A 22476-nucleotide genomic window follows, 5' to 3' on the forward strand; every position below is an offset into this window, starting at 1 on the left:
GCTCCCAGAGCGGGTTTTTTTCCATCCGGCTCCGAGGGCCGGTTCGTTCCATCCGGCTCCCGAGAGCCGGTTCGTTCCACCCGGTTCCCAAGAGCCGGTTCTTTCCATCCGGTTCCCGAGAGCCGGGTCATTCAAAAGCCGGACGTCCGGCAAAGGAGGCTTCATGCACACATTGGCACATGGGCGCGCCGCGCGCCGCCGCGGGGAACAGGCGGGATTCTCCCTGGTGGAGGTCTCGATCGTCACCGCCATCGTGCTGCTGATCGCGGTCATCGGCATTCCCGCGATCGGCGGCTACGTGATGGAGAACAAGGTGCCCAAGGTCGGCCAGGAACTGGCGCGCTTCATCATGCACGTGCGCGTCAATGCCGGCACCTCGGGCGATGCGCCCTACGAGGACATCGGCACGGCCAACCTGGCGGCCATGGCGGCCGATTCCTCCGTGCTGACCGTGGCGAGCGACGGCACGGTGCTGCACGGCCTGGGCGGCGGCGGCGCGGTCGAGATCGAATCGGCGGATGCCGGCGCGGCGTTCCTGCTGCGCCTGAAGCAGGTCAACCACGTGGCCTGCCCTTCGATCGCGTCGGTGCTGCAGCGCGTGGCCGACCGCATCACGGTGGAAGCCGGCGGCGGCACCGCCCGCACGGTCAAGGACGAGACCACGGCCTATAACGCATTGACGGCGGAGTCGGCCTGCGCCAAGGGGGACGTCAACCAGTTCGTGTTCCATGTCAGCTGACGGAGCGCGCGGGGGCGGGGGCCGCGCCAGGGCGATCGTCTGGCCGTTCGTCTGGCCGTTCGTCTGGCCGTTCGTCTGGTCGATTGCCCGGTCGATCTCCACGCAGATCACCTGGCAGATCGCCACGCAGATCACCTGGCCGGCCGCCTGGAGGCGCAGCCGGTTCCCCGCCCGGTTGCATGCCGGATTGCGCTCCCGCGTGCGCGCCCACCCCCAGCGGGGTTCGCTGCTGCTGGAATTCATGGCCGTCGCGGCCCTGAGCCTGGTGCTGGCGCTCTGGGCCAGCCACGAATGGGCGCAGCGCGCCCGGGCGCTGCAGGCCCGCTCCCTGGCCGTCTGGATGGACGCCGCCCGCGGCGCGGCCGAGTCCTTCCTGGCGCGCCACGCGGCCGAGCTGGCGGATGCCGGCACCGCCGACGCCCTGGCCGGCCAGGGCTACGCCGACTGGACGGCGCCGCGCTGGGACGAGTTGCGCTCGGCCGGGCTGCTGGCCGGGGGCTGGCAGGCCGCGGGACCCTTGCGCCGGACCCTGGGGCTGCGGGTGCTGCGCGAAGGCGCGTGCCCGGGCGCCTCCTGCCAGGTGTGGGCGCTGGTGCATGCGCGGCCCGCCCTGCGGACTTCCGCCGGCGGGGTGGACGAGGCGCTGGTGGCCGAGTGGTTGCAGGCCGCCGAAGGCCGCGGGCTGGTGGTCTGGCCGCGCCGGCCGGGATTCCTGAGCGGCGCCGGGCAGCGCATCCCGGTCCCGGAAGAGGGCGCCGCCGACTGGGGGCCGGGCGTCGTGGCGCTGGCGGCCCGGCCTCCGTCCGGGCAGGCGGGCGGGGCCGGCAGCGGAGGCGGGGAGGGCGGCGCGGGCGACGACGCGGCCTACCTCCGGGTGCGGGACGCGCGCGATCCCGACTTCCAGGGCGACGCCACGGTCCAGGGCGTGGTGCGCAGCGGCACGCGCCTGGCCGCGCGCGACAGCCTGCACCTGGAACGGGGCTGGAAGGTCGGGGACGCCTGCGCGCCGGAGGGCGCGCTGGGCCGCGCCGTGGACGGCGTGGGCATCCTGGCCTGCCGCCAGGGACACTGGACCCTGGTGGCGCGGCCGACCGGCGGCGGCTACATGGTCCACAGCCGCCGCGGCTGCGCCAACGTCCTGGGCGTCTCCACGGCCAATCCCGTCACCGGGGTGTGCGCCTGCCCGACCGGCTATGCCGCGGCGCAGGTGGCCGAAAGCGGGACGCCCGCTGCGCCGGAGGGCCTGACCATGGGCTACCTGTGCCTGCTGCAGAAATGAACCGGCCGCGCGTGGACGTGCGCCCCCCTCGCCGGGCAATGGGCCGTCCCGGCCCGGCAAGGCGCCGTGCGGATCGCGCGTCCGGCGCGTGCGGGCGTTGCGTGCGGCGTCTCGCCGGACGGGACGGGGGGCGCAGTAGAATGGCTGCCCGGCCCGCGCCCGCGGGCCGCCCGGGTGCGCGGCACCGGCGATCGGTCCGCGTCGACGTGCGTGCGCCGCGCCCCGCGCGCGAACCGGGGCCCGCACCGATGCCCGTACCGGGGCCCGCACCGATTCCGGAGATGCCCGCAGAAATGTCCTTGATGAGCGATTCCTTCGACCCCGCCGGGCCGATCCAGGCCACCTACATGCGCGGCGGCACCAGCAAGGGCGTGTTCTTCACGCCCGACGACCTGCCGCCGGCCGCGCGCGTGCCCGGCGTGGCGCGCGACGGGCTGCTGCTGCGCGTGATCGGCAGTCCCGACCCCTACGGCCAGCAGATCGACGGCATGGGCGGCGGCACCTCCAGCACCAGCAAGGTGGTGCTGGTGTCGCGCAGCACGCGCCCCGACTGCGACGTCGATTACCTGTACGGCGCGGTGTCCATCGGCACGCCGGTGATCGACTGGAGCGGCAATTGCGGCAACCTGACCGCCGCCGTCGGCCCCTTCGCCCTGGCCCGGGGCCTGGTGGATGCGCCGGCGGACGGCATCGTCGCGGTGCGCATCTGGCAGGCCAACATCGGCAGGAAGATCGTCGCCCACGTGCCCGTGTCGCGCGGCCGGGTCGTGGAGGCCGGCGCCTTCGTGCTGGACGGGGTGACCTTCCCGGGCGCGGAAATCCGGCTCGAATTCCTCGATCCCGGCGCGGGCGACGCGCTGCTGCCCACCGGGCGCGTCGTGGACGAACTGGACGTGCCGGGCGTCGGCCGGATCGAGGCCACGCTGATCGATTCGGGCATTCCTTCGATCTTCGTCGCGGCCGCCCGCCTGGGGCTGCGCGGCGACGAGACCCAGGCCGAGGTCAATGCCGACGCCGGCCTGCTGGCCCGGCTGGAGGCCGTCCGGGCGCAGGGCGCGGTGGCCATGGGCCTGGCGGCCGATGTCCGGGAAGCCACGCGCGCGCGGCCCCACACGCCCAAGCTGGCCTTTCTCGCGCCGCCCGCGGATTTCACGGCGGCGGACGGCCGGCGGATCGCCGCCGGCGAGATCGACCTGCTGGCCCGGATCCTGTCGATGGGCAGGCTGCATCACGCCATGACCGGGACCGGTGCGGTCGCCATCGCCTCGGCCGCCGCGATTCCCGGCACCCTGGTGGCGCGGCTGCGGCGCCCCGGCGCGCAGGGCCCCGTCCGCATCGGGCACGCCTCGGGCATCCTGGCGGTCGGCGCCGAGGCGGAACGCGCCGCCGCCGGCGGCTGGCGGATCTCGAAGGTCATCGTCAGCCGCAGCGCGCGGCGCCTGATGACGGGCATGGTGCACCCGGCGCCGCTGCCGGACGCGGGCTGAGGTCGCCCCTCCGGGCGCCTCATGCCCCCGCGTCAGGCGTCCCGGTCCAGGACGTACGCCGCCAGGTCGGCGATGTTTAGAAAGGCGGCGCTGTCGACCAATCCGCGTTTCCCGTCGGCGGGCGCGGGACGGGCCGCACCGCCCCGCGCCGCGCCCCTTACTGCCCGTTCCAGGCGGCGATCACGGCGCGTTCCTCGTCCGTCATCTGCGTCAGGTTGGCCAGCGGCATGTATTTGCTGGCGACGACCTGCTTGATCTGGGCGGCGTGCTGCAGCGTCTGCTCGTTGGTGTCCAGCATGATCCCGGCCGGCGCGGCGGCGAAGCCGGGCTGCGTGGGCTTGGCCGAGTGGCATTCCGTGCAGCGGGCGGTCATGATGCCGTGGACCTGTGCCACCGTGACGGCCGCCTGCGCGCCCGCGCCGCCGGCCTGGCCGGTCTGGGCGGATGAAGCCGCGGCCGGCGCGGGCGAGGGGGCGGCGATCCAGCCGATGATCGCCAGCATCGCAATGCCGGCCAGCGGGTAGCGCAGGTCGTTCCTGCCGGTGTGGCGCAGCACGAAGTACTGGCGGATCACCGCGCCGGCGAAGATGAACAGGCTCATGATGACCCAGGCGTATTCGTTCGTGTAGGTGAACGAATAGTGGTTGCTGAGCATCAGGAAGATCACCGGCAGGGTGAAATAGGTGTTGTGCACCGAGCGCTGCTTGCCCCAGGCGCCGTCCAGCGGGTTCGGCTTTTCGCCGGCCTTCAGGGCCTTGACCATGCGGCGCTGGCCGGGAATGATCCAGAAGAACACGTTGGCCGACATGCAGGTCGCCATCAGGGCGCCGGTGATCAGGAACGCGGCGCGCCCCGGGAAGATCTGCATCGTCAGCCAGGACACGATCACCATCATCACGCCCACGGCCGCGCTCAGCAGCCCGTCGCGCTCGACGGTGGGGCTGATGATGCGGCACAGGCGCGAATAGATGTTGTAGCCCACCACCAGGAACGCCACGGCCAGGATGCCGGCCTCGGTGCCGTTCATGTTGCGCGCCCATTCCCAGGGGCTGGACGGGTTGACCAGGTAGATGTCGGCGCGCAGCAGGTACATCAGCATGAACAGGCCGAAGCCCGACAGCCAGGTGGTGTAGGCCTTCCAGAACGACCAGTGCAGGTCGTCGGGCAGTTCGGCCGGGTTGGTCAGGTACTTCTGGTTGTGGTAGAAGCCGCCGCCGTGCACGGCCCACATTTCGCCGTGCACGCCCAGCTTCTTGCTGTGCTCGCCCTTGGGCGCGTGCAGGCTCAGGTCGAGCATGACGAAGTAGATCGATTCGCCGATCCAGGCGATGGCGGCGATGACGTGCAGCCAGCGCAGCAGCAGATTGCCGTACTCAAGGAAAAAGCTTTCCATGAGAGTCTCCTCTTGGGTTTTCTCAGGTCGTAGGGGGTGCCGGAATGCGCGTGGCGCTCAGCTGCCGCGATAGGTGGACCAGGTCCACGGCGTCACGACCAGGGGGACGTGATAGTTCTCGTCCGGATTGGCCACGCCGAAGCGCAGCACGACCTGGTCGACGAAACGGGGTTCGGGCAGCGGCACTCCCTTGCGGGCGAAGTAGTCACCGGCATGGAAGACCAGCTCGTACACGCCCCGGGTCAGCGCGGGACCGCTGAGCAGGGGCGCGTCACAGCGGCCGTCCTGGTTGGTGGCCGTCCGTGCGAGCAGGGTGCGGGAATCGCCTTCGAGGCGATAGAGTTCGAGGGCGACGCCCTGGGCTGGCACACCGTGCACGGTGTCCAGGACATGGGTGGAGAGTTTTCCCATGGGATTTCAAGCCGGTCAGTATCCTGCCAATAGGCCCCCGGTATGGCCGGACCCGGCGAATGGTTCGCCGGTTCGCGAAGCGCCGGAACGGGCCGGCGGACTTCGGTGCAGGACGGATTCAAATTATTGTGAACAATTTGTGTTGACGATTCTGGCTGGGTACACAATAATTGTCAACAATTTTCGTTGCCAATCGACCCTGTCGTTTTCACCTATGGCCATGCTCCACCTGAAGCCCGCCCGCGCCCCCCAGGACCCGAAGGCGCCCCGCGCCTCGTCCCTGCGCGATCCCAAGCCGGCCGGCGAGCCGTCCGACGTCGAGCGCGTCTATGGGGAAATCTTCGACGCCGCCATGGACCGCCGGCTGCTGCCGGGCGCCAAGCTGACCGAATCCGCGCTGTGCGCGGCCTTCGACTGCTCGCGCGGCACGGTGCGCGCCGCGCTGGCGCGGCTGGCCCACGACAAGATCGTGGTCATCGAGCCCAACCGCGGCGCCTACGTCTGGCAGGCCTCGCCCAAGGAGGTGCGCGACGTGTTCGCCATGCGCCGCGCGCTGGAATGCATCGTCATCGACATGCTGACGGCGCTGGACGACGTGGCCGAGCGGCTGGCGCCTCTGCGCGAGATGGTGGAGCGCGAGCAGCGCGCCTTCGAGCAGGGCGACCGCATCAGCTGGCTGCGCCTGTCCAACGCCTTCCACGTGGAGCTGGCCCGCCTGCTGGACAACCAGGTGCTGACGGAAATGCTGGCCGGCCTGTGCGCCCGCACCACGCTGATCATCGCCCTGGGGGATGCCTCCGAGGACAGCACCTGCTCGTATCTGGAACACCGGGACATCCTCGACTGCATCGCGCGGCGCGACGCCGCGGGCGCGCGCACCGCGATGGACCACCACCTCAAGGACTGCGAACAGCGGATGGATGCCGCGCCCGGCACCGATCCCTGGAGCGCGCTCCGGCGCCACCCCCTGACCCCCACGCTCTGACCCCCATTCACCAGGAGACACGTTCATGGCAGACCAGCACTATCCCCGCGACCTCGCCGGCTACGGCCGCACCCCGCCGCACGCCAACTGGCCCGGCCGGGCTCGCGTGGCCGTGCAATTCGTCGTCAACTACGAGGAAGGGGGCGAGAACTGCGTGCTGCACGGCGACCCGGGCTCGGAGCAGTTCCTGTCCGAGATCATCGGCGCGGCGGCCTATCCCGCCCGCCACCTGTCGATGGAATCCATCTACGAGTACGGCTCGCGCGCCGGCGTCTGGCGCATCCTGCGCGAATTCGAGCGCCGCGGCCTGCCGCTGACGGTCTTCGGCGTGGGCATGGCGCTGGAGCGCAATCCCGAAGTGGCGCGCGCCTTCGTCGAACTGGGCCATGAAGTCGCCTGCCACGGCTACCGCTGGATCCACTACCAGGACGTGCCCGAGGCCGTCGAGCGCGAGCACTTCCAGCGCTGCGTGGAAATCGTCACGAAGCTGCTCGGCCGCCACCCCGAAGGCTGGTACACCGGGCGCGACAGCCCCAACACCCTGCGCATCGTCGCCGAGGAAGGCCGGTTCCTCTACGACGCCGACTACTACGGCGACGACCTGCCGTTCTGGACCGAGGTGGACCTGGGCCACGGCAAGGTCCATCCCCAGCTCATCGTGCCCTACACCCTGGACACGAACGACATGCGCTTCGCCTCGCCGCAGGGTTTCAACACCGCCGACCATTTCTTCAGCTACCTGCGCGATGCCTTCGACGTGCTCTACGCCGAAGGCGAGACCGCGCCGAAGATGATGTCGGTCGGCCTGCACTGCCGCCTGATCGGCCGGCCGGGCCGGTTCGCGGGCCTGCAGCGCTTTCTGGACCACATCCAGAAGCACGACCGCGTCTGGATCGCCACCCGCGCCGACATCGCCCGGCATTGGGTGAAGGAACACCCCTACAAGCCCGCCTGATCCGGCGCGGGCCTGTCCAACCTCCGACCGGGCGCCGCGCCCGGACTCTCCCGCCGGACGGCTTCGGGCCGAGCCGGCGGGTTTCACCGCCTCTTTGGAGCATATCCCATGGCTTCTCCCAACCTGCCCGTCGGCACCGTCATCGACGCCCCCGCAGTCGACCTGCCCGCCTTCGCCTCCCGCCACCCGAACCTCGCCAGCGAAAGCCTGGGCGCCCGGGTGCTGTCCTGCTCGGACGAGTTCTTCGCCGCCGCGCAGCGCATGCTGCAGGACTCCGAGCCCGTCTTCATCGTCGGCAAGTTCGACGACCACGGCAAGTGGATGGACGGCTGGGAGACCCGCCGCCGGCGCAACGGCGGCCACGACCACGCCATCGTCAAGCTGGGCCTGCCGGGCACGATCAAGGGCCTGGACATCAACACCAGCCACTTCACCGGCAATTTCCCGCCCGCCGCGTCCGTCCAGGCCGCGTCCTGCGAAGGCGAGCCCGACGCCGCGACCGAATGGGTCGAGCTCGTCGCGGCCAGGTCGCTGCAGGGCAATTCCCATCACTTCGTCGAGATCGGCGACGGCCGCGTCTGGACCCACCTGCGCCTGAACATCTTCCCCGACGGCGGCGTGGCGCGCCTGCGCGTCTACGGCCAGCCGGCCTGCGACTGGGACCGCCGCGACCCGGACGCCCTGGTCGAAGTCTCCGCCCTGGCCAGCGGCGGGCGCGTCGTCGCCTACAGCGACGCCCACTTCGGCACGCCCACCCGCGTCATCCAGGCGGGCCGCGGCGTCAACATGGGCGACGGCTGGGAGACCCGCCGCCGCCGCGAGCCGGGCAACGACTGGCTGATCCTGGAGCTGGGCCATGCGGCCGTGGTGGAAAAGATCGAGATCGACACGGCGCACTTCAAGGGCAACTACCCCGACCGCGTCTCGCTGCAGGGCGCGCTGGTGGCCGAATCGACCGACCAGTCCCTGGTGACCCAGGCCATGTTCTGGCCCGAACTGCTGGGCGAGCAGAAGACCGAGATGGACAAGCAGCACTTCTACGAAGGCGACGCCATCCAGAAGATCGGGCCGGTCTCGCACGTGCGCGTGAACATGTTCCCCGATGGCGGCATCAGCCGCGTGCGCATCTGGGGCCGCCTGGCCCGCTGACCATGGAAAAGACCCTGCACACCGCCCTGCACGCCTGGGTGGACGCCCATTTCGACGAGCAGGTGGCCCTGCTGCAGCGCCTGGTGGCCGTGCCCACCGACACGCCGCCGGGCGACACCGCCCCGCACGCCGAGGCCGTGGCCGCCATGCTCGAAGGCTGGGGCTGGGAGGTCGAGCGCCACCGCGTGCCCGAGGAGGAAACGCGCGCCTACGGCATGCGCAGCATCACCAACCTGATCGTGCGCCGCCGCTACGGCGCGGGCGGCCCCGTGCTGGCGCTCAACGCCCACGGCGACGTGGTGCCGCCGGGCGAGGGCTGGACCCGCGACCCCTACGGCGGCGAAGTCGTGGACGGGCGCCTCTACGGCCGCGCCTCGGCCGTGTCCAAGAGCGACTTCACCACCTACCTGCACGCCGTGCGCGCGCTGGAGGCCAGCGGCGCGCCCCTGCGCGGCGCGGTGGAGCTGCATTTCACCTACGACGAGGAATTCGGCGGGCTCAAGGGGCCGGGCTGGCTGCTGGAGCACGGCCTGACGAAGCCGGACTACGCGGTCTGCGCCAGCTTCAGCCATGCCGTGGTCACGGCGCACAACGGCTGCCTGCAGTTCGAGGTCACCGTCCACGGCAAGGCCACGCACGGTTCCGCGCCGAAGACCGGGCACGACGCCCTGCGGGCGGCCAGCCGCATCCTGGACGAGATCTACCGCCAGGCCGACGCGCTCGACGGCATCGAGTCCCGCATCGACGGCATCACCCACCCCACCATGATCGTGGGCCGCATCGACGGCGGCACCAACACCAACGTGGTGCCGGGCAAGGTGGTGCTGAAGATGGACCGGCGCCTGATCCCCGAGGAGGACCCCGCCGCCGTCGAGGCCGGGGTGCGCGCCTTCGTCGCCGCCGCCGTGGCCGGCCTGCCGGGGATCACGGTCGAGGTGCGCCGCATCCTGCTGGCGCGGGCGCTGCGGCCGCTGCCCGGCCACGAGAAGCTCGTCGCCAGCCTGCAGCGGCATGCGCGCGCGGTGTTCGGCGAGGACATCCCGGCCGTGGGCACGCCGCTGTACGCCGACGCGCGCCTGTACGCGGAGCACGGCGTGCCGACCGTCATGTACGGGGCCGGACCGCGCACCGTCATGGAATCGCGCGCCAAGCAGGCCGACGAACACGTTATGCTGGAGGACTTGCGCGGCGCCACCCGGGTCGTGGCCAGCCTGCTGGCCGACTTCCTGGGACCCGCCGCCTGAATCCTGGAATTCCGCCAGGGCACCGGATAGGACGAGAAACATGAACGAAGCCGACATCGACCCCGCCGCGCTGGAGAAGCGCCTGGTGGACCTGGAGGTCAAGGCGGCCTACGCCGACGATCTGCTGGATCGGCTGAACCACACCGTCTTTCGCCAGCAACAGCAGATCGAGTCCCTGGCGCGCGAACTGCTGGCCCTGCGCCAGCAGCTCGCGGCCGGCGGCGCGCCCGGCCCGGCCGGGGGCCTCGACGAGCGCCCGCCGCACTACTGAGCCATTGTCGAGCCCCCGCTGCGCGGGAGGCTCAGGACCGCTTGGCGATGAGCCCGTACACGCCCAGCACGATCAGCGCGCCGACGATGGAGCCGATCCATCCGGCGCCCTGGCCGGCCTCGTAGATGCCCAGCGCCGCGCCCAGGTAGCCGGCCACGATCGAGCCGACGATCCCCAGGACCGTGGTCAGGATCCAGCCCAGCCTCTGGTCGCCGGGCATGATCGCCCGCGCGATCAGGCCGACGATGAACCCGACGACAATCATGCCGATGATGCCCATGCGCTTCTCCTTTGAAGGTTCAATGGTTCGCGCCCATCATAGGGCCGGGCGCGGGCGTTCGTCCAGCGCGCATGCGCCGGACCGCGGCGCGCCGGCTGCGGCCCGCCCGCGCGGTCCATGGGCGGCCCGTGGGCGGTTCACAGCGCCGGCCGATGCTGGTAACGTAGACGCTTTTGCCGCCGGGCGAACGCGTCCCGCCGGGGCGGCCCACCAGGAGCATGCAGCATGAGTCAGACGTCCGAATACCAGCCGCCCAGGGTCTGGACCTGGGACCAGCCCAGCGGCGGCCGGTTCGCCAACATCAACCGCCCCGTGTCGGGGCCGACGCACGAGCGCGAGCTGCCGGTCGGCAAGCATCCGCTGCAGCTCTATTCGCAGGCCACGCCCAACGGCGTCAAGGTCACGATCCTGCTGGAAGAGCTGCTGGCGCAGGGGCATGCGGGGGCGGAATACGACGCCTGGCTGATCCGCATCGGCGAGGGCGACCAGTTCGGCAGCGGCTTCGTCGGCGTCAATCCCAATTCCAAGATTCCCGCGCTGGTGGACCGCAGCGGCCCGGCGCCCATCCGGGTCTTCGAGTCCGGGGCCATCCTGGCCCACCTGGCGGAAAAGTTCGGCGCCTTCCTGCCGACCGAGCCCGCGGCCCGCGCCGAATGCCTGTCCTGGCTGTTCTGGCAGGTCGGCAGCGCGCCGTACGTGGGCGGCGGATTCGGCCATTTCTACGCCTACGCCCCCGTGAAGATCGAATACGCCATCAACCGCTTCGCCATGGAGGCCAAGCGCCAGCTGGACGTGCTCGACCAGCGCCTGGCCGCGCATGAATTCGTGGCGGGGAACGACTACACCATCGCCGACATGGCGATCTGGCCCTGGTACGGCGGGCTGGTCCTGAATCAGGTCTATGGAGCGGCGGAATTCCTGTCGGCCGAGGACTACCGCCACGTGCTGCGCTGGGCCCGGGCCATCGGCGAGCGTCCGGCGGTGCGGCGCGGGCGCATGGTGAACCGCACCTCGGGCGACCCGTCCGAACAGCTCTGGGAACGCCACGACGCCTCGGACTTCGACACGCGGACCCAGGACAAGATCGCCTGATCCTGGCACCCCCGGTGCCGGAGATCCGATTCAGGCGGCTTGATCCGGGCCGCCTGGTTCAGCGGCCGGTCCGATCGGTCCGGCTCAGGCCGCCTGGCCGCGGGCGCCCGGGGCGCCCGTCCGGGCATGCCGCCGCTCGACCTCCAGCGACAGCCCCAGGATCGCCAGGCCGGCCAGCGCCAGGCCGCTGCCGACCCAGCCCGGCGAGGTCCAGCCGTGGCCGTGCGCGATGGCCAGGCCGCCCAGCAGGGGGCCCAGGGCGTTGGCGAAGTTGAAGGCGGAATGGTTCAGCGCGGCGGCCAGGCCCTGCGCGTGCCGGGCCACGTCCATCAGCCGGGTCTGCAGGATCGTGCCCAGCGCGCCGCCGAAGCCGATGAAGAACACGTCGATCGACAGCGCCCAGACGTTGCCGGCCGCCAGGGGGAACAGCGCGGTCATGGCCGCGCTCCAGAGCAGCAGCCCCGCCGCCGTCGGCATCGGAGCGCGGTCGGCCAGCCAGGGCACGAGAATGTTGCCCACGGTCAGGCCGACGCCGAAGACCGCCAGCACCAGCGGCACCCCCGTGGGGGATACGCCCGTGACTTCCAGCAGCACGTCGGCCAGGTAGGTGTAGACGGCGAACAGGCCGCCGAAGCCGATGGCGCCGACCGCCAGCGTCAGCCAGACCTGTGGCTGGCGCAGGGCGCCCAGTTCGCGCCAGGGGCTGGCGCCCGGCGCGGGCGGGCCAAGGGGCGCCAGCCGGGCGACCAGCCCCATGGTCAGCAGGCCCGACAGGCTCACCAGCCCGAAGCCCCAGCGCCAGTCCAGCGCGTGCCCCAGCCAGTTGGCGAAGGGCACGCCGAGGATGGTGGCCACCGTCAGCCCCAGGAACATCCGGCCCACCGCCTGGTTGCGCCGCGCATGCGGCACCAGCGACACGGCCATCAGCGCGCCGATGCCGAAGTAGGCGCCGTGGGGCAGGCCGCTCAGGAAGCGCAGCGCCAGCAGCCATTCGTAGCTCGGGGCGAAGGCGCACAGGCCGTTGAACAGGGCGAACAGGCCCATCAGCCACACCAGCAGGGTGCGCCTTGCCATGCGCGCGGCCAGCACGGTCAGCAGCGGGGCGCCCACCACCACGCCCAGGGCGTAGGCGCTGATGACGCGGCCCGCCGTGGGCGCGTCGATCCCCAGGTCGCGCGCGAAGTAGGGCAGCAGGCTCATGGTGGCGAATTCCGTCGTGCCGATGGCGAACGCGCCGATCGCCAGGGCGAAGATCACCGCCCCCGCGGACGCCCGCCCGCCGCCGGCAGCGGTTGCCGGTGCGGATGCCGGCGCCGGGGGAGATGCCGGCGCCGATGCCCGGAAAGATGATTGAGACATGAAGGGTTTGGCCGAGGAAGAAACCCGATATTGTACTCAGGGTAAACCCTGATTAAAACTTTGATCGAGAAACTTTCCCAGCAGCGTCGGGGGCCGTCCCGGGGCGGATCAAAGCCGCATGCCGCCCGAGGCCTCGATCCGCTGGCCGTTGATCCAGGCGCTGCCGGGCGCCAGCAGCGCCGCGACGGCCCCGCCGATGTCGTCCGCTTCGCCGACGCGGCCCAGGGCCGTGCAGCCGGCGATGGCGGCGTGGACCTGCGGATCGTCGCGCACCACGCCGCCGCCGAAATCGGTGGCGATGGCGCCGGGTGCCAGGACATTGACGCGGATGCCGCGCGGCCCCAGTTCCTGGGCGAGGTAGCGCGTCAGCACCTCGATGCCGCCCTTCATCATGGCGTAGGCCGCCTTGCCGGGAAACGTGAACCGGGTCAGGCCGCTGGAGACGTTGAGGATGCGGGCGCCGTCCGCCAGCAGCGGCACCAGCGCCTGGGTCAGGAAGAACACGCCTTTCAGGTGCACGGCCATCATCTGGTCGAATTGCGCTTCGGTGGTCTCCAGGAAGGCGGCGTCGATGCCGGTGCCGGCATTGTTCACCAGCGCGTCCAGGCGGTCGCGGCCGAAGGTGCCGCGCAACAGCGCCGGCAGCGAGGCGGCCAGGGCGGGAAAGGCCGCCGTCCGGGCGGTGTCCAGGGGCAGGGCGAGCGCGGTGCGGCCCAGCGCCTGGATGTCCGCGACGACCGCCCGGGCCAGGTCGCTGCGGGATTGGTAGGTCAGGACGATGTCCCACCCCGCCCGCGCCAGGTGCAGGGCGGCGGCGCGCCCCAGGCCGCGGCTGCCGCCGGTGATGAGGGCGATGGAGGGCGCTGCGGGCGCGGCGGCGGGATGGGGCGTGTGAGCGGTGGGCGTGGTCATGGCGAAACTCCGGTGGCGGGGATGTCGGATGCGGGTGGATGCGGCTTGCGCGCGCCGCCCGCACGTCGCCGGACTTGCGGTCCGGACGGGGACACTATATTGTTTTCGTAATAACGGATAAATGGCATTGATTCAACATTACATGTCGAAAAATTCGATCAATACAGACGCCCGGAGTGCAGAAGCCCGGGCCGGTGCGGCCGTTGCGGCCGGTGCGCACGCCGGTGGCGGGCAGGACGCGTCGGTCTACACGCCCTCGGCCGAAGACCTGCGGATCTTCATCCGGGTCGCCCTCCTGGGCAGCTTCACCCAGGCGGCGGAACAGCTCCGGCTGCCGCGCGCGACCGTGTCCACGGCCGTCCTGCGCCTGGAAAAGCGTCTGGGCGCGCGGCTGCTCCAGCGGACCACGCGGCGGGTCGGACTGACCGGGGACGGCCGGGCCTTCCTGGACCGGTGCGCGCCCGTACTGGACGACCTGGAGGATCTCGGCGGCTTCTTCCAGCGCCCGGACGGGCCGCTGGACGGCCGCCTGCGGGTCAGCGCGCCGCTGGGCATGGCGGCGGGCCCGCTGATGGCCCGGCTGCCCGAGTTCCTGGCGCGCCACCCGGCCTTGCGGATGGAGGTCTCCAGTTCCGACCGGCGCGCCGACATGATCGGCGAAGGGCTCGACTGCGTCATCCGGGTCGGCGCGGTGGCCGACGAATCGCTCGCCTGCCGCCCGCTGGGCGTGCTGCCCCTGGGCAATTTCGCCAGCCGCGGCTATCTGCGCGTCCATGGCCGGCCCCGTGGCCCCGGCGACCTGGCGCGCCATTGGCTGGTGGACTACCGCCCCAATCCCTCGGACGGGCCGGCGGCGTTCGAGTACCGGGACGCCGCCGGCCGCGTCGTCCGGGTCCCGATGCAATCCCGGGTCACCGTGGACAACAGCGCGGCCTATGACGCCGCCTGCCGCGCGGGCCTGGGGCTGATCCAGGCGCCGCTGGCCAGCGCCGCGCGCGCGCCGGCGCTGGTCGGCATCCTGCCGGATTGTCCGCCGCCCCCGATGCCGGTTAATCTCTTGTTTCCCCATCACCGCCACCTGCCCCGGCGCGTGCGCGTCTTCGCGGACTGGGTGGCCGGCGTCCTGAACCCCTAGGCGCCGGCGGGCCGCGGGTGCGGCGAGGGGCCTTCTTTCCATTGCCAGGCGGATACCCCATGCAATTCACCACCATCGGCGCGGCCGTCGTCGACATCGTCGTGTCCCGCGTCCAGCCCATGCGCGGCGCCAAGCAGGACGTGGAGCACATCGGTCTGTACGCCGGCGGCGGGGCGGTGAACGCCGCGCTGAACGTGGCCGCGCGCGGCGCCCACGTCACCGTCCATGCCTGCGTGGGCAGCGACCTGGAAGGCGACCTGCTGCGCGACATCCTCCGGCGCCACGGCATCCAGGCCGCCATCCCCGACCATCCCCTGCCCACCGGCAAGGCCGTGGTGATGGTGGACGAGAGCGGCTCGGCGCGCGCCTATGCGCAGCGCGGCGCCAGCGCCTGGGTCGGCGAGCAGGGCTTCCCCGGCCTGGAGGCGGCCGACGTCGTCTACGTGACGGGCCTGTCGCTGGAGTCCCAGGCCTGGCTGGAGCGCTCCCTGGCGCGCATGGCCGCGTCGCGCCACAAGCTGGCGGTGACGCCCGGCGCGCGGCAGCTGGCCAATCCGCAGGCCCTGCTCGGCCTGTGGGAGCGGGCCGACCTGCTGTGCGTCAACGCGCGCGAGGCCGCCCGGCTGTGCGGCGACGCGGAACTGGACACCGACGCGCCCGCGCTGGACACGGCCCGCGACCTCGCGCGCCGGCTGGTGCGCCGGCCGGGCCAGTCCATCCTGGTGACGCTGGGGCAGGGCGGCGCCCTGTTCTATGACGGTGCGCAGGGCCATGACGGCGAACAGGGCCATTTCCATCCCGCCCGGACCGTCGTGCCGGTGTCCACCATCGGCGCGGGCGATGCCTTCGCCTCCGCTTTCGTCCACGCCTGGGCCGGCGGCGCCGCGCCGCTGGAGGCGCTCGCCGCCGCCACCGACAGCGCCGCCCGGGTGATCCAGGTGATCCCCGCCAACCTGGCGGGCCCCTTGCGGACCTGAGGCGGGGGCGGGCGCGGCGGCCGGCCGGACGGCCAAGCGGAACAGCCGAACGGAACAGCCAAGCGGAACAGCCGGGCGGAACAGCCGAGCCGCACGGCCAATATAACTTCAGGTTTTAAAGGTATCGCCAGCCGTGCGATCGAATCTGGGAGAATAAGAAATTGCTTTCTTATTCCTCAAAGGCATCCTCATGAAACTCCTGTCCGCCCGTCTGGGCGCGCTCCTTCTCGCGCTCGGCGCTTCCTCGGCCGCCTGGGCGGCCCAGCCGCTGCTCACGCCGGCCGAACTGGACGCCGCCCGGCAGCAGCCGTCGGTGCGCGTCATCGACATCCGGCCGCCGGACGCCTACGCCGCCGGCCACATTCCTGGCGCCGTCTCGGCGCCCTACGCGCAGTGGCGCGGCCCGGCGAACAATCCCGGCCAGCTCCCGCCGCTGGACAAGCTGACGCAACTGGTGCGCGGCCTGGGCGTCGACCGGGGCACGCACGCGGTGGTGGTTTCCTCCGGCGCCGACGGCACCGACTTCGGCGCCTCGGCGCGGGTGTACTGGACCCTGAAATACCTGGGCCTGAAAGAACTGTCCGTGCTGAACGGCGGGCTGAAGGCCTGGGCCGACGCCGGCCTGCCGCAGGATCAGGCGGCCCCCTCGGTGGCCGCCACGGCCTTCGAGCCCACGCTGGACGAATCCATCATCGCCACCACCGAGCAGGTGGCCGCGCAGGTCGGCAACCCGCAGGTCCGGCTGGTGGACGCCCGCCCGCTGGACTTCTACCTGGGCAAGGTCAAGGCGCCGACGGCGCAGGTGCCCGGCACGATCCAGGGCGCGGTCAACGTGGAGAACGGCCGCTGGTTCAAGCCCGGCACCTCGATCTTCGTCTCGACGGACGAGGCCCGCAAGATCGCCGCCGAACTCCTGCCCGACGCCAAGTCGGAAACCATCTCCTTCTGCAATACCGGCCACTGGGCGGCGACCGACTGGTTCGCGTTGTCGGAGGTCGTGGGCCAGAAGAACGTGCGGCTGTATCCGGAGTCCATGGCCGAATGGTCGCAGGACCCGAACCGGCCGATGGAGCACGTGCCCGGCCGCGGCAGCCAGATCCTCGACAAGCTGAAGGGCGTGTTCGGCTGAGGGCGGCGGATTCATGAAACGGCTTCCCCTTGCGATCCTCGTCGCCGCCTTCTGCCTCTTCCTGGCCTGGTCGGTGGCCCTGCGCCAGGCGCTGCTGTTCCTGGTCGGCATCGGCCTGGGCGCGGTGCTGGCGGGCGCGCGCTTCGGCTTCACCACCGGCTGGCGGCGGCTCATCGAGCAGCGCGACCCGTCCGGCGTGCTGGCGCAGCTGGTGCTGCTGGCGATCGCGGCGGCGGTGTCCATGCCCCTGCTGGCGGCCTATCCCACCGACCTGGGCGCCGCGCTCGGGCCTCCCAGCATCAGCCTGCTGGTGGGCGCCTTCGTGTTCGGCGCCTGCATGCAGGTGGCCGACGGCTGCGGCTCGGGCACCCTGTACAAGGCCGGCCTGGGCATTCCGCTGAACATGGCGATCCTGCCGCTGTTCGCCATCGGCAGCTTCCTGGGCTCGGCCACGCTGGACCGCTGGCTGGCCCTCGGGGCCCTGCCGCCCTACGGCCTGGTGGCGCATTTCGGCGCGCCCGCCGCGCTGCTGCTGACGCTGGCGGGCCTGGCCCTGGTCGGCTTCGGCGTGGTGCGCTGGGCCGGGCGGGCGGCGCCGCTGTGGAACCGCAAGCTGCTGTGGGGTGCCGTGCTGCTGGCGGCCCTGGCGGCGCTGAACCTGGTGATCGCCGGCCAGCCCTGGGGCATCGTCTACGGCTTCGGCCTGTGGGCGGCCAAGCTCGCCACGGCCGCGCATCTGTTCGATCCCTCGGCCAACGCCTTCTGGAGCGAACCGGTCAACGCGGCGACGCTGGCGCAATCGGTCTTCCTCGACGTCACCTCGATCACCAACATCGGCATTCTGGCGGGCGCCCTGTGGATCGCCGCGGGCAAGCCGGCCGCCGTCGCCAAGCCCATGAACGCGACGCAATGGACGGTGGGCCTGATCGCCGGCCTGCTGCTGGGCTACAGCTCGCGGCTGGCCTTCGGCTGCAACATCGGCGCCATGGTCAGCGGGATCTCCACCGGCAGCCTGCACGGCTGGATCTGGGTGCCCATGGCCTTCCTGGGATCCCTCATCGGCGTGCGGGTGCGCCGCCGCTACGCTTTCTGAAGGAGCTGCCATGCATTTCCGATTTCTGGCCGCCGCCTTCTGGATCGTGCTCGTGGGCTTCTTCGCCTGGGACTGGACGCACAGCGCGCCGATCAACGTGCGCGCCGAGCCGCCGCTGATCGCGGCGGGCTCGGGCGTCGCACCCAGCGGCGGGCATTGCGCCTCGACCTTCTAGCGCGAGGCGCTCCCGGGACCTAAACCGGGGGCGCGCCCCGGCGCAGGGCGCCCAGGTAGCGAGCCTCGAACCTTTTCTTGGCCCAGTGAAGCAGCCGCGTCCTGGGCAGCATCCACGACCGGCACGCCCCGCGGTAGACCAGCGTGCCGGCATCCAGGGTGTCGATCACGCACAGGAGTTCCGGCCGGGGCCGCGCGCGCGGCGGGCGGCCGGCCAGCTCGTCGAGCAGGTTGCGCGCGGCCGCGTCGGCCTGCAATTCCGCCATGTGGGCTTGCTTGGGCAGCCAGTCGGGGCCCGGATGGCTGCCGGCATCCCCCGCGACGTAGACGCGCTGCGCGCCCTCGACGCGGCAATGGGCGTCCGCCCGGAAGAAGCCGCCCGGCGACAGGGGCAGCCCGCTGGCGGCGGCCCAGTCGGGCCCTTCGAGCCCGGGCATGAACAGGATCATGTCGGCGGGGATCGATCCCTCGGCAGTGACCACGCCTTCGGCCGTGAAGGACCGGGGCGGTTCGCCCAGCCGCGTGCGGATGCCGCGCGCGGCCATGTCGGCCAGGATGGCCGGGACCGCGCGTGCCCCGAGCCGCTCGCCCGGCCGCTCGCTGGCGTGGAAGAAGGTCAGCTCGAAACGGTCGCGCCGGCGCGTGCGCCGCAGCCAGGTCTCGATGCCGAACAGCAGCTCGAAGATGGGCCCGCCGCGCATGGCGCCGGGCTCGCGCGGGTTGGTGCCGAAGCCGAACGCCAGGCGGCCGGCGTCCATCCGGACGAGGCGCTCGCGGATCGCGCATGCCGCGTCCGGCCCCTCGCACAGGACGTGGGCATGCTCGATGCCGGGCAGCGCGCGCAGGAAGCGGCCGCCCGTGGCGATCAGCAGCGCGTCGTTGGCGATCTCGCCCTGGGAGGTCAGGACGCGGCGCCCGCCGTCGGCCAGCCCGGTGGCCCGCGCCGCCACGAACTCGACCCGGTGCCGGTCGAGGAAGCCGCGCAGCGGGACGCGCAGGTCGCCCGCGTCGCGCAGGCCGGTGGGTATCCAGATGAGGCTGGGCAGGTAGGTGAACACCGGTTCGGGCGCGATCAGCGTGATCCGGGCCTGCGGCGCCTGGCGGCGGAGCCGGCGCACGGCGGCCAGGGCGGCGAAGCCGGCGCCGAGGATGGCGATGTGCGGCGGGTGCCGGCGGGCGGCGCCGGCCCGTCCGGCGGGATCGGGGTGCGGGGGATGGGGCATCGGAAGGGTCTCCGGGATGGGAAGGTTCGTCAGGCCGGTTCCCGGCGCGGGCGGGCCAGCCAGCCGGCCGCGGCATAGGCGGCGAGCGTGGCGTAGAGCATCCCGGCCAGGAAGATGAGCACGACCAGCAGCCAGTCCACCGGCCCGCCGGCGTCGGTGAAGCCCGACGAGGACACCGCCGCCATCAGGGCCAGCGCGCCGGCCCCGCCAAGCAGCCCGACCGCCTGCGCGCCCACCAGGCGGCGCGCCACCAGGCGGCGTTCGCGCGCCACGAGCAGGCCGAAGGCGAGCGGCACCAGGACGGCGGCCGCCAGCAGCACCCACAGCAGCGGGCCGAGCATTTCCAGGAAGATGGCCGTCAGGACCATGGGATCGAAGGTATTCATGGCGCGCTCTCCTTTCAGACGTGTCCGTGCAGCATGCTGATGTAGGTGGGCTTCAGGGCCATGGTCTTCATGACCCAGGTGACCCAGAGTTCCTCCAGCGGGGCCACCACGCCCGGGAACGAGGGCACGAGGTTGTTGCGGTAGTCGAACTCGACCAGCATGGCCCGGCCCAGACGGGTGATCAGGGGGCACGAGGTGTAGCCGTCGTAGGACAGCGGGCTTTCCGTGCCGCGCAGCGCCGCCACCAGGTGGTCCACCGCCACGGGCGCCTGCCACTTGACGCTGGCGGCGGTCTTGCCCTTGGGGACGCCGGCCACGTCGCCCACGGCGAAGATTTCCGGGTAGCGGACGTGGCGCAGGCTGTGGGGATCGACCTGGATCCAGCCGTCGGCGGCGTAGGGGCCCTCGCGCCAGGGCAGGGGGCTCTGACGGACCAGGTCGGGCGCGCGCATCGGCGGAATCACGTTGATGAAGTCGTAGCCCAGCTGCGCCGGCCCGTCCGGCGTCGAGAAGGTGGCGATGCGCCGCCCCGGGTCGATGGCCGTGAGGATGCGGTCGTAATGGACTTCGATGCCCCGGTCCTCGAAGAGCATGCGCACCTTCTCCGAGACGATGGGCACGCTGAACAGGACCTTGTTGTTGGCGTTGTAGATCAGCTCGGCCTTGCCGCGCAGGCCCCGCCGCCGCAGGTGGTCGTCCGTGATGAAGGCGTATTTCAGCGGCGCGCCCGCGCACTTCATTTCCGTGCCCGGGCGCAGGAAGACGCCCACGCCGCCGGTGTCCGCGAAGCGCGACAGCAGCGCCCAGGTGGCCGAGGCCTTCTCGGGGCTGTGGTAGATGCTGCCCAGGCCGTCCTGGCCGATGCGGGCCTCGTCCATGCCGTCGATCGCGGCGTAGTCCAGTTCCAGCCCGCAGGCCACGATCAGGAAGTCGTAGGGCAGGATCCGGCCCGCCCAGGTGGCGACGTGGCGGGCCTCGGGGTCGATCTCGGCGGCGGCCTCGGCCACCCATTCCACGCCGGCGGGCACGTGTTCGCGGGTGGTCGAGACGGGGTAGCCGGCCGGCTTGATGCCGCCGGCCACCAGCGTGTAGCCGGGCTGGTAGTAATGGGCCTGGCGGGCGTCGACCAGGGTGATGCGGGCGCCTTCCAGGCGCCGCGCCAGCAGCGACGCACAGGTCAGGCCGGCGGCGCCGGCGCCGACGATGACGATGCGCGCCGGGGTGCGCTCGCGCGCGCCGGCCGCCGCCGTGTCGGCCGCCAGGGCCGGGGGCAGCAGCAGCGCCCCCAGGCCGCCGGCGCAGCCCTTGAGGAAGTCCCGGCGCGGCAGCGGCGCCGGCGCGCGGGAAAGGGGAGGGGCCTGTTTCATGGGGAGTCTCCTCGTCATGGTCGCGTACTGCTGCGGGTGGGGGAAGGTTCGGGCCCGAGGGCCTGGTTGATCGATTCGAGGGCGGCTTCGTCGAGCGCGCCGGCCAGCGCCCGCAGCTGCAGGCGGTCCAGGGCGAGCGCCGCCAGCGCCCGGTCCAGCGCCAGGCCGGCCTGGGCGTATTCCCGTTCGGCGTCGAGCCGGTCGAGCGTGGTGCGCTCGCCTTCCTCGACGCCCAGGCGGGTGGCGTCGCGCCGCGCGGCGCTGGCCTCCAGCGCCTGGCGCAGGGCCTGGATGCGCGCCGCGCCCGCATCCAGCCGCAGCCAGGCGGCGCGCGCCAGCAGGGCGGCGCGCTGGCGGTCGGCCGCGGCGCGGTGCCGCGCGCCGTCGCGTTCGGCCAGCGCCTCGCGGTAGCGCGCGTCGCTCACGCCGCCCGAATACAGGGGGATGCGCAATTCCAGCCCCACCGTCCATTGATTGGCCGTCTGCGACGCCTCGCCGAAGGCGCCCGAGCCGGTCAGGCGGGACCGGCCCGCCTCGCCCACCAGGTCGAGGCTCGGCCGCATCGCCGCCCGCGCCCGGTCGGCCTGCCGCTGCGCCATCGCGGCGGCTTCCAGGCTTTCCAGCACCGCGGGCCCGGCGCGTTCGACCCGCGCCAGCCAGTCGGTCAGGGGCTCGTCGGGCGCGGCGGTCAGGACGGGCGCGTCCCGGCGCAGCGGCGCCAGCGCCTGGGCGGGCAGGCCGGTGATGTCCTGGAAGGCGGCCCGGGCGATCTCCAGCTGCGTGTCGGCGTCGCGGACCAGGGCCTCGACCTGCCCCAGGCGCGCCTGCGCCTCGTGGGTGTCCAGAATGGATCCGTCGCCGATCCGGTAGCGCGCCCGCGCCTGGCCCAGCAGCCGCGCGACGGCCTGGCGCTGGACCTCCAGCGCGGCGCGCGCCCGTTCGCCGAGCAGCACGTCGAAATAGCGTTCCGCGACCTGCAGGGCGGCCTGTTGGCGGGCGGCCGTCCAGGCGGCCTCGGCGCGGGCGGCCGCGTGGCGCAGCCGCCCCGCCTCGGCGTCGCGCCCCGGATCGATCAGCGGCTGGCGCAGGCGGATGCCGTATTCGGTGCGGGTGCCGCCGGTGATGGACGTATCGAAATCCGCCTCCTGCATGCTGCCCAGGCCCGGCGCCGCGAAGCGCGCGCCCCGGATCCAGGTTTCCTGGGTCGCCCGGCCCGCCGAGGCGCGCGCCTCCAGGGTCGGACGCCACAGCCCGTCGGCCTGGTCGGCGCGGGCCTGGCCCGCGGCGCGGTCGGCCCGGGCCGCGGCCAGGGCGGGATCGCGCGCCTGGGCCGCCTCCCAGGCCTGCAGCAGATCGGCCGCGCCGGCCGCCGGCGCGGCCAGCGCCAGGGACAGCGCCAGGCCGAGGGCGGACAGGGCGGTACGGACCGTGCTCAT

At 72.3% G+C, this 22476-nt stretch carries 23 protein-coding genes; 14 read left to right on the forward strand and 9 right to left on the reverse strand.

Annotation, left to right across the window (positions count from 1 at the left end; genetic code table 11):
- Positions 1-163: 163 nt before the first annotated feature.
- From BN940_RS07875 to prpF, 3 genes are all read left to right on the forward strand, one after another.
- On the forward strand, positions 164-739 hold the full coding sequence (locus BN940_RS07875; protein ID WP_043681850.1) for a type II secretion system protein: 576 nt from the start codon (positions 164-166) through the stop codon (positions 737-739).
- Entirely contained in the window at positions 729-2018 is a 1290-nt protein-coding gene (locus tag BN940_RS07880) for a hypothetical protein (RefSeq protein WP_043681852.1), read from the forward strand. Before BN940_RS07875 ends, BN940_RS07880 begins: the two co-directional genes overlap by 11 nt.
- 302 nt (positions 2019-2320) lie before the next feature.
- Positions 2321-3505, forward strand: a complete 1185-nt coding sequence (prpF, locus tag BN940_RS07885; protein ID WP_043686354.1) for a 2-methylaconitate cis-trans isomerase PrpF — start codon at positions 2321-2323, stop codon at positions 3503-3505.
- A 157-nt stretch (positions 3506-3662) separates the two neighbouring features.
- On the opposite strand, the gene BN940_RS07890 is transcribed toward prpF, so the two are convergent.
- Both BN940_RS07890 and uraH read right to left on the reverse strand, forming a co-directional pair.
- Positions 3663-4898: a urate hydroxylase PuuD gene (locus BN940_RS07890; RefSeq protein ID WP_043681855.1), complete on the reverse strand. Its 1236-nt coding sequence runs from the start codon at positions 4896-4898 to the stop codon at positions 3663-3665.
- Positions 4899-4955: 57 nt separating this feature from the next.
- Entirely contained in the window at positions 4956-5309 is a 354-nt protein-coding gene (uraH, locus tag BN940_RS07895; protein ID WP_043681858.1) for a hydroxyisourate hydrolase, read from the reverse strand.
- Positions 5310-5523: 214 nt separating this feature from the next.
- On the opposite strand from uraH, the gene BN940_RS07900 reads away from it, so the two are divergent.
- From BN940_RS07900 to BN940_RS07920, 5 genes are all read left to right on the forward strand, one after another.
- Positions 5524-6294, forward strand: coding sequence for a GntR family transcriptional regulator (locus BN940_RS07900; protein WP_242404288.1), 771 nt, complete (start codon positions 5524-5526; stop codon positions 6292-6294).
- 25 nt (positions 6295-6319) lie between these two features.
- Positions 6320-7249: an allantoinase PuuE gene (gene puuE, locus BN940_RS07905; RefSeq protein ID WP_043681862.1), complete on the forward strand. Its 930-nt coding sequence runs from the start codon at positions 6320-6322 to the stop codon at positions 7247-7249.
- Between the two features lie 108 nt (positions 7250-7357).
- Entirely contained in the window at positions 7358-8398 is a 1041-nt protein-coding gene (gene alc, locus BN940_RS07910; protein WP_052355695.1) for an allantoicase, read from the forward strand.
- A 2-nt stretch (positions 8399-8400) separates the two neighbouring features.
- Complete coding sequence (locus BN940_RS07915) at positions 8401-9642, forward strand: M20/M25/M40 family metallo-hydrolase (RefSeq protein ID WP_043681864.1); 1242 nt, start codon at positions 8401-8403, stop codon at positions 9640-9642.
- A 40-nt stretch (positions 9643-9682) separates the two neighbouring features.
- The gene (locus BN940_RS07920; RefSeq protein WP_043681867.1) at positions 9683-9913 is read left to right on the forward strand and encodes a SlyX family protein; all 231 of its coding nucleotides are present in this window, start codon (positions 9683-9685) and stop codon (positions 9911-9913) included.
- A 31-nt stretch (positions 9914-9944) separates the two neighbouring features.
- Here BN940_RS07920 and BN940_RS07925 read toward each other — a convergent pair whose 3' ends face one another.
- The gene (locus BN940_RS07925) at positions 9945-10193 is read right to left on the reverse strand and encodes a GlsB/YeaQ/YmgE family stress response membrane protein (protein ID WP_043681870.1); all 249 of its coding nucleotides are present in this window, start codon (positions 10191-10193) and stop codon (positions 9945-9947) included.
- Positions 10194-10418: 225 nt separating this feature from the next.
- Here BN940_RS07925 and yghU point away from each other — a divergent pair, with 225 nt between their 5' ends.
- A complete protein-coding gene (gene yghU / locus BN940_RS07930) occupies positions 10419-11285 on the forward strand; it encodes a glutathione-dependent disulfide-bond oxidoreductase (RefSeq protein WP_043681873.1) in 867 nt (288 codons plus the stop codon).
- Between the two features lie 84 nt (positions 11286-11369).
- Here yghU and BN940_RS07935 read toward each other — a convergent pair whose 3' ends face one another.
- Together BN940_RS07935 and BN940_RS07940 are read right to left on the reverse strand one after the other, a co-directional pair.
- Entirely contained in the window at positions 11370-12644 is a 1275-nt protein-coding gene (locus BN940_RS07935) for an MFS transporter (RefSeq protein WP_084330577.1), read from the reverse strand.
- A 108-nt stretch (positions 12645-12752) separates the two neighbouring features.
- Complete coding sequence (locus BN940_RS07940; RefSeq protein ID WP_043681877.1) at positions 12753-13556, reverse strand: SDR family NAD(P)-dependent oxidoreductase; 804 nt, start codon at positions 13554-13556, stop codon at positions 12753-12755.
- A 142-nt stretch (positions 13557-13698) separates the two neighbouring features.
- Here BN940_RS07940 and BN940_RS07945 point away from each other — a divergent pair, with 142 nt between their 5' ends.
- The 5 genes from BN940_RS07945 to BN940_RS19385 all read left to right on the forward strand — a co-directional run bounded on the left by BN940_RS07945 (position 13699) and on the right by BN940_RS19385 (position 18065).
- Positions 13699-14691: a LysR family transcriptional regulator gene (locus tag BN940_RS07945; protein WP_084330578.1), complete on the forward strand. Its 993-nt coding sequence runs from the start codon at positions 13699-13701 to the stop codon at positions 14689-14691.
- 59 nt (positions 14692-14750) lie between these two features.
- Positions 14751-15668, forward strand: coding sequence for a carbohydrate kinase family protein (locus BN940_RS17880; RefSeq protein ID WP_052355696.1), 918 nt, complete (start codon positions 14751-14753; stop codon positions 15666-15668).
- Positions 15669-15858: 190 nt separating this feature from the next.
- A complete protein-coding gene (locus BN940_RS07955; protein ID WP_043681880.1) occupies positions 15859-16797 on the forward strand; it encodes a sulfurtransferase in 939 nt (312 codons plus the stop codon).
- 13 nt (positions 16798-16810) lie between these two features.
- A complete protein-coding gene (locus BN940_RS07960; RefSeq protein WP_043681883.1) occupies positions 16811-17890 on the forward strand; it encodes a YeeE/YedE thiosulfate transporter family protein in 1080 nt (359 codons plus the stop codon).
- Between the two features lie 10 nt (positions 17891-17900).
- Complete coding sequence (locus tag BN940_RS19385) at positions 17901-18065, forward strand: hypothetical protein (protein WP_170288463.1); 165 nt, start codon at positions 17901-17903, stop codon at positions 18063-18065.
- Between the two features lie 19 nt (positions 18066-18084).
- Here BN940_RS19385 and BN940_RS07965 read toward each other — a convergent pair whose 3' ends face one another.
- From BN940_RS07965 to BN940_RS07980, 4 genes are read right to left on the reverse strand one after another with little or no spacing between them, the layout of a single operon-like run.
- Complete coding sequence (locus BN940_RS07965) at positions 18085-19287, reverse strand: NAD(P)/FAD-dependent oxidoreductase (protein ID WP_084330579.1); 1203 nt, start codon at positions 19285-19287, stop codon at positions 18085-18087.
- A 29-nt stretch (positions 19288-19316) separates the two neighbouring features.
- A complete protein-coding gene (locus BN940_RS07970; RefSeq protein ID WP_043681886.1) occupies positions 19317-19673 on the reverse strand; it encodes a DUF5368 family protein in 357 nt (118 codons plus the stop codon).
- A gap of 14 nt (positions 19674-19687) precedes the next feature.
- A complete protein-coding gene (locus BN940_RS07975; protein ID WP_148304921.1) occupies positions 19688-21040 on the reverse strand; it encodes an NAD(P)/FAD-dependent oxidoreductase in 1353 nt (450 codons plus the stop codon).
- 14 nt (positions 21041-21054) lie between these two features.
- The gene (locus BN940_RS07980; protein ID WP_052355697.1) at positions 21055-22476 is read right to left on the reverse strand and encodes a TolC family protein; all 1422 of its coding nucleotides are present in this window, start codon (positions 22474-22476) and stop codon (positions 21055-21057) included.

The sequence above is a fragment of the Castellaniella defragrans 65Phen genome, from assembly GCF_000612685.1.
GTDB lineage: Bacteria > Pseudomonadota > Gammaproteobacteria > Burkholderiales > Burkholderiaceae_B > Castellaniella > Castellaniella defragrans.

Coding starts and splice junctions, on each gene's coding strand:
- BN940_RS07945 (WP_084330578.1), top strand. CDS start 13,699: ATGTCGAAAAATTCGATCAATACAGACGCCCGGAGTGCAGAAGCCCGG.
- BN940_RS07935 (WP_084330577.1), bottom strand. CDS start 12,644: ATGTCTCAATCATCTTTCCGGGCATCGGCGCCGGCATCTCCCCCGGCG.
- alc (WP_052355695.1), top strand. CDS start 7,358: ATGGCTTCTCCCAACCTGCCCGTCGGCACCGTCATCGACGCCCCCGCA.
- puuE (WP_043681862.1), top strand. CDS start 6,320: ATGGCAGACCAGCACTATCCCCGCGACCTCGCCGGCTACGGCCGCACC.
- uraH (WP_043681858.1), bottom strand. CDS start 5,309: ATGGGAAAACTCTCCACCCATGTCCTGGACACCGTGCACGGTGTGCCA.
- BN940_RS17880 (WP_052355696.1), top strand. CDS start 14,751: ATGCAATTCACCACCATCGGCGCGGCCGTCGTCGACATCGTCGTGTCC.
- BN940_RS07890 (WP_043681855.1), bottom strand. CDS start 4,898: ATGGAAAGCTTTTTCCTTGAGTACGGCAATCTGCTGCTGCGCTGGCTG.
- BN940_RS07970 (WP_043681886.1), bottom strand. CDS start 19,673: ATGAATACCTTCGATCCCATGGTCCTGACGGCCATCTTCCTGGAAATG.
- prpF (WP_043686354.1), top strand. CDS start 2,321: ATGAGCGATTCCTTCGACCCCGCCGGGCCGATCCAGGCCACCTACATG.
- BN940_RS07960 (WP_043681883.1), top strand. CDS start 16,811: ATGAAACGGCTTCCCCTTGCGATCCTCGTCGCCGCCTTCTGCCTCTTC.
- BN940_RS07980 (WP_052355697.1), bottom strand. CDS start 22,476: ATGAGCACGGTCCGTACCGCCCTGTCCGCCCTCGGCCTGGCGCTGTCC.
- BN940_RS07875 (WP_043681850.1), top strand. CDS start 164: ATGCACACATTGGCACATGGGCGCGCCGCGCGCCGCCGCGGGGAACAG.
- BN940_RS07975 (WP_148304921.1), bottom strand. CDS start 21,040: ATGAAACAGGCCCCTCCCCTTTCCCGCGCGCCGGCGCCGCTGCCGCGC.
- BN940_RS07965 (WP_084330579.1), bottom strand. CDS start 19,287: ATGCCCCATCCCCCGCACCCCGATCCCGCCGGACGGGCCGGCGCCGCC.
- BN940_RS07915 (WP_043681864.1), top strand. CDS start 8,401: ATGGAAAAGACCCTGCACACCGCCCTGCACGCCTGGGTGGACGCCCAT.
- BN940_RS07955 (WP_043681880.1), top strand. CDS start 15,859: ATGAAACTCCTGTCCGCCCGTCTGGGCGCGCTCCTTCTCGCGCTCGGC.
- BN940_RS07880 (WP_043681852.1), top strand. CDS start 729: ATGTCAGCTGACGGAGCGCGCGGGGGCGGGGGCCGCGCCAGGGCGATC.
- BN940_RS07900 (WP_242404288.1), top strand. CDS start 5,524: ATGGCCATGCTCCACCTGAAGCCCGCCCGCGCCCCCCAGGACCCGAAG.
- yghU (WP_043681873.1), top strand. CDS start 10,419: ATGAGTCAGACGTCCGAATACCAGCCGCCCAGGGTCTGGACCTGGGAC.
- BN940_RS19385 (WP_170288463.1), top strand. CDS start 17,901: ATGCATTTCCGATTTCTGGCCGCCGCCTTCTGGATCGTGCTCGTGGGC.
- BN940_RS07940 (WP_043681877.1), bottom strand. CDS start 13,556: ATGACCACGCCCACCGCTCACACGCCCCATCCCGCCGCCGCGCCCGCA.
- BN940_RS07920 (WP_043681867.1), top strand. CDS start 9,683: ATGAACGAAGCCGACATCGACCCCGCCGCGCTGGAGAAGCGCCTGGTG.
- BN940_RS07925 (WP_043681870.1), bottom strand. CDS start 10,193: ATGGGCATCATCGGCATGATTGTCGTCGGGTTCATCGTCGGCCTGATC.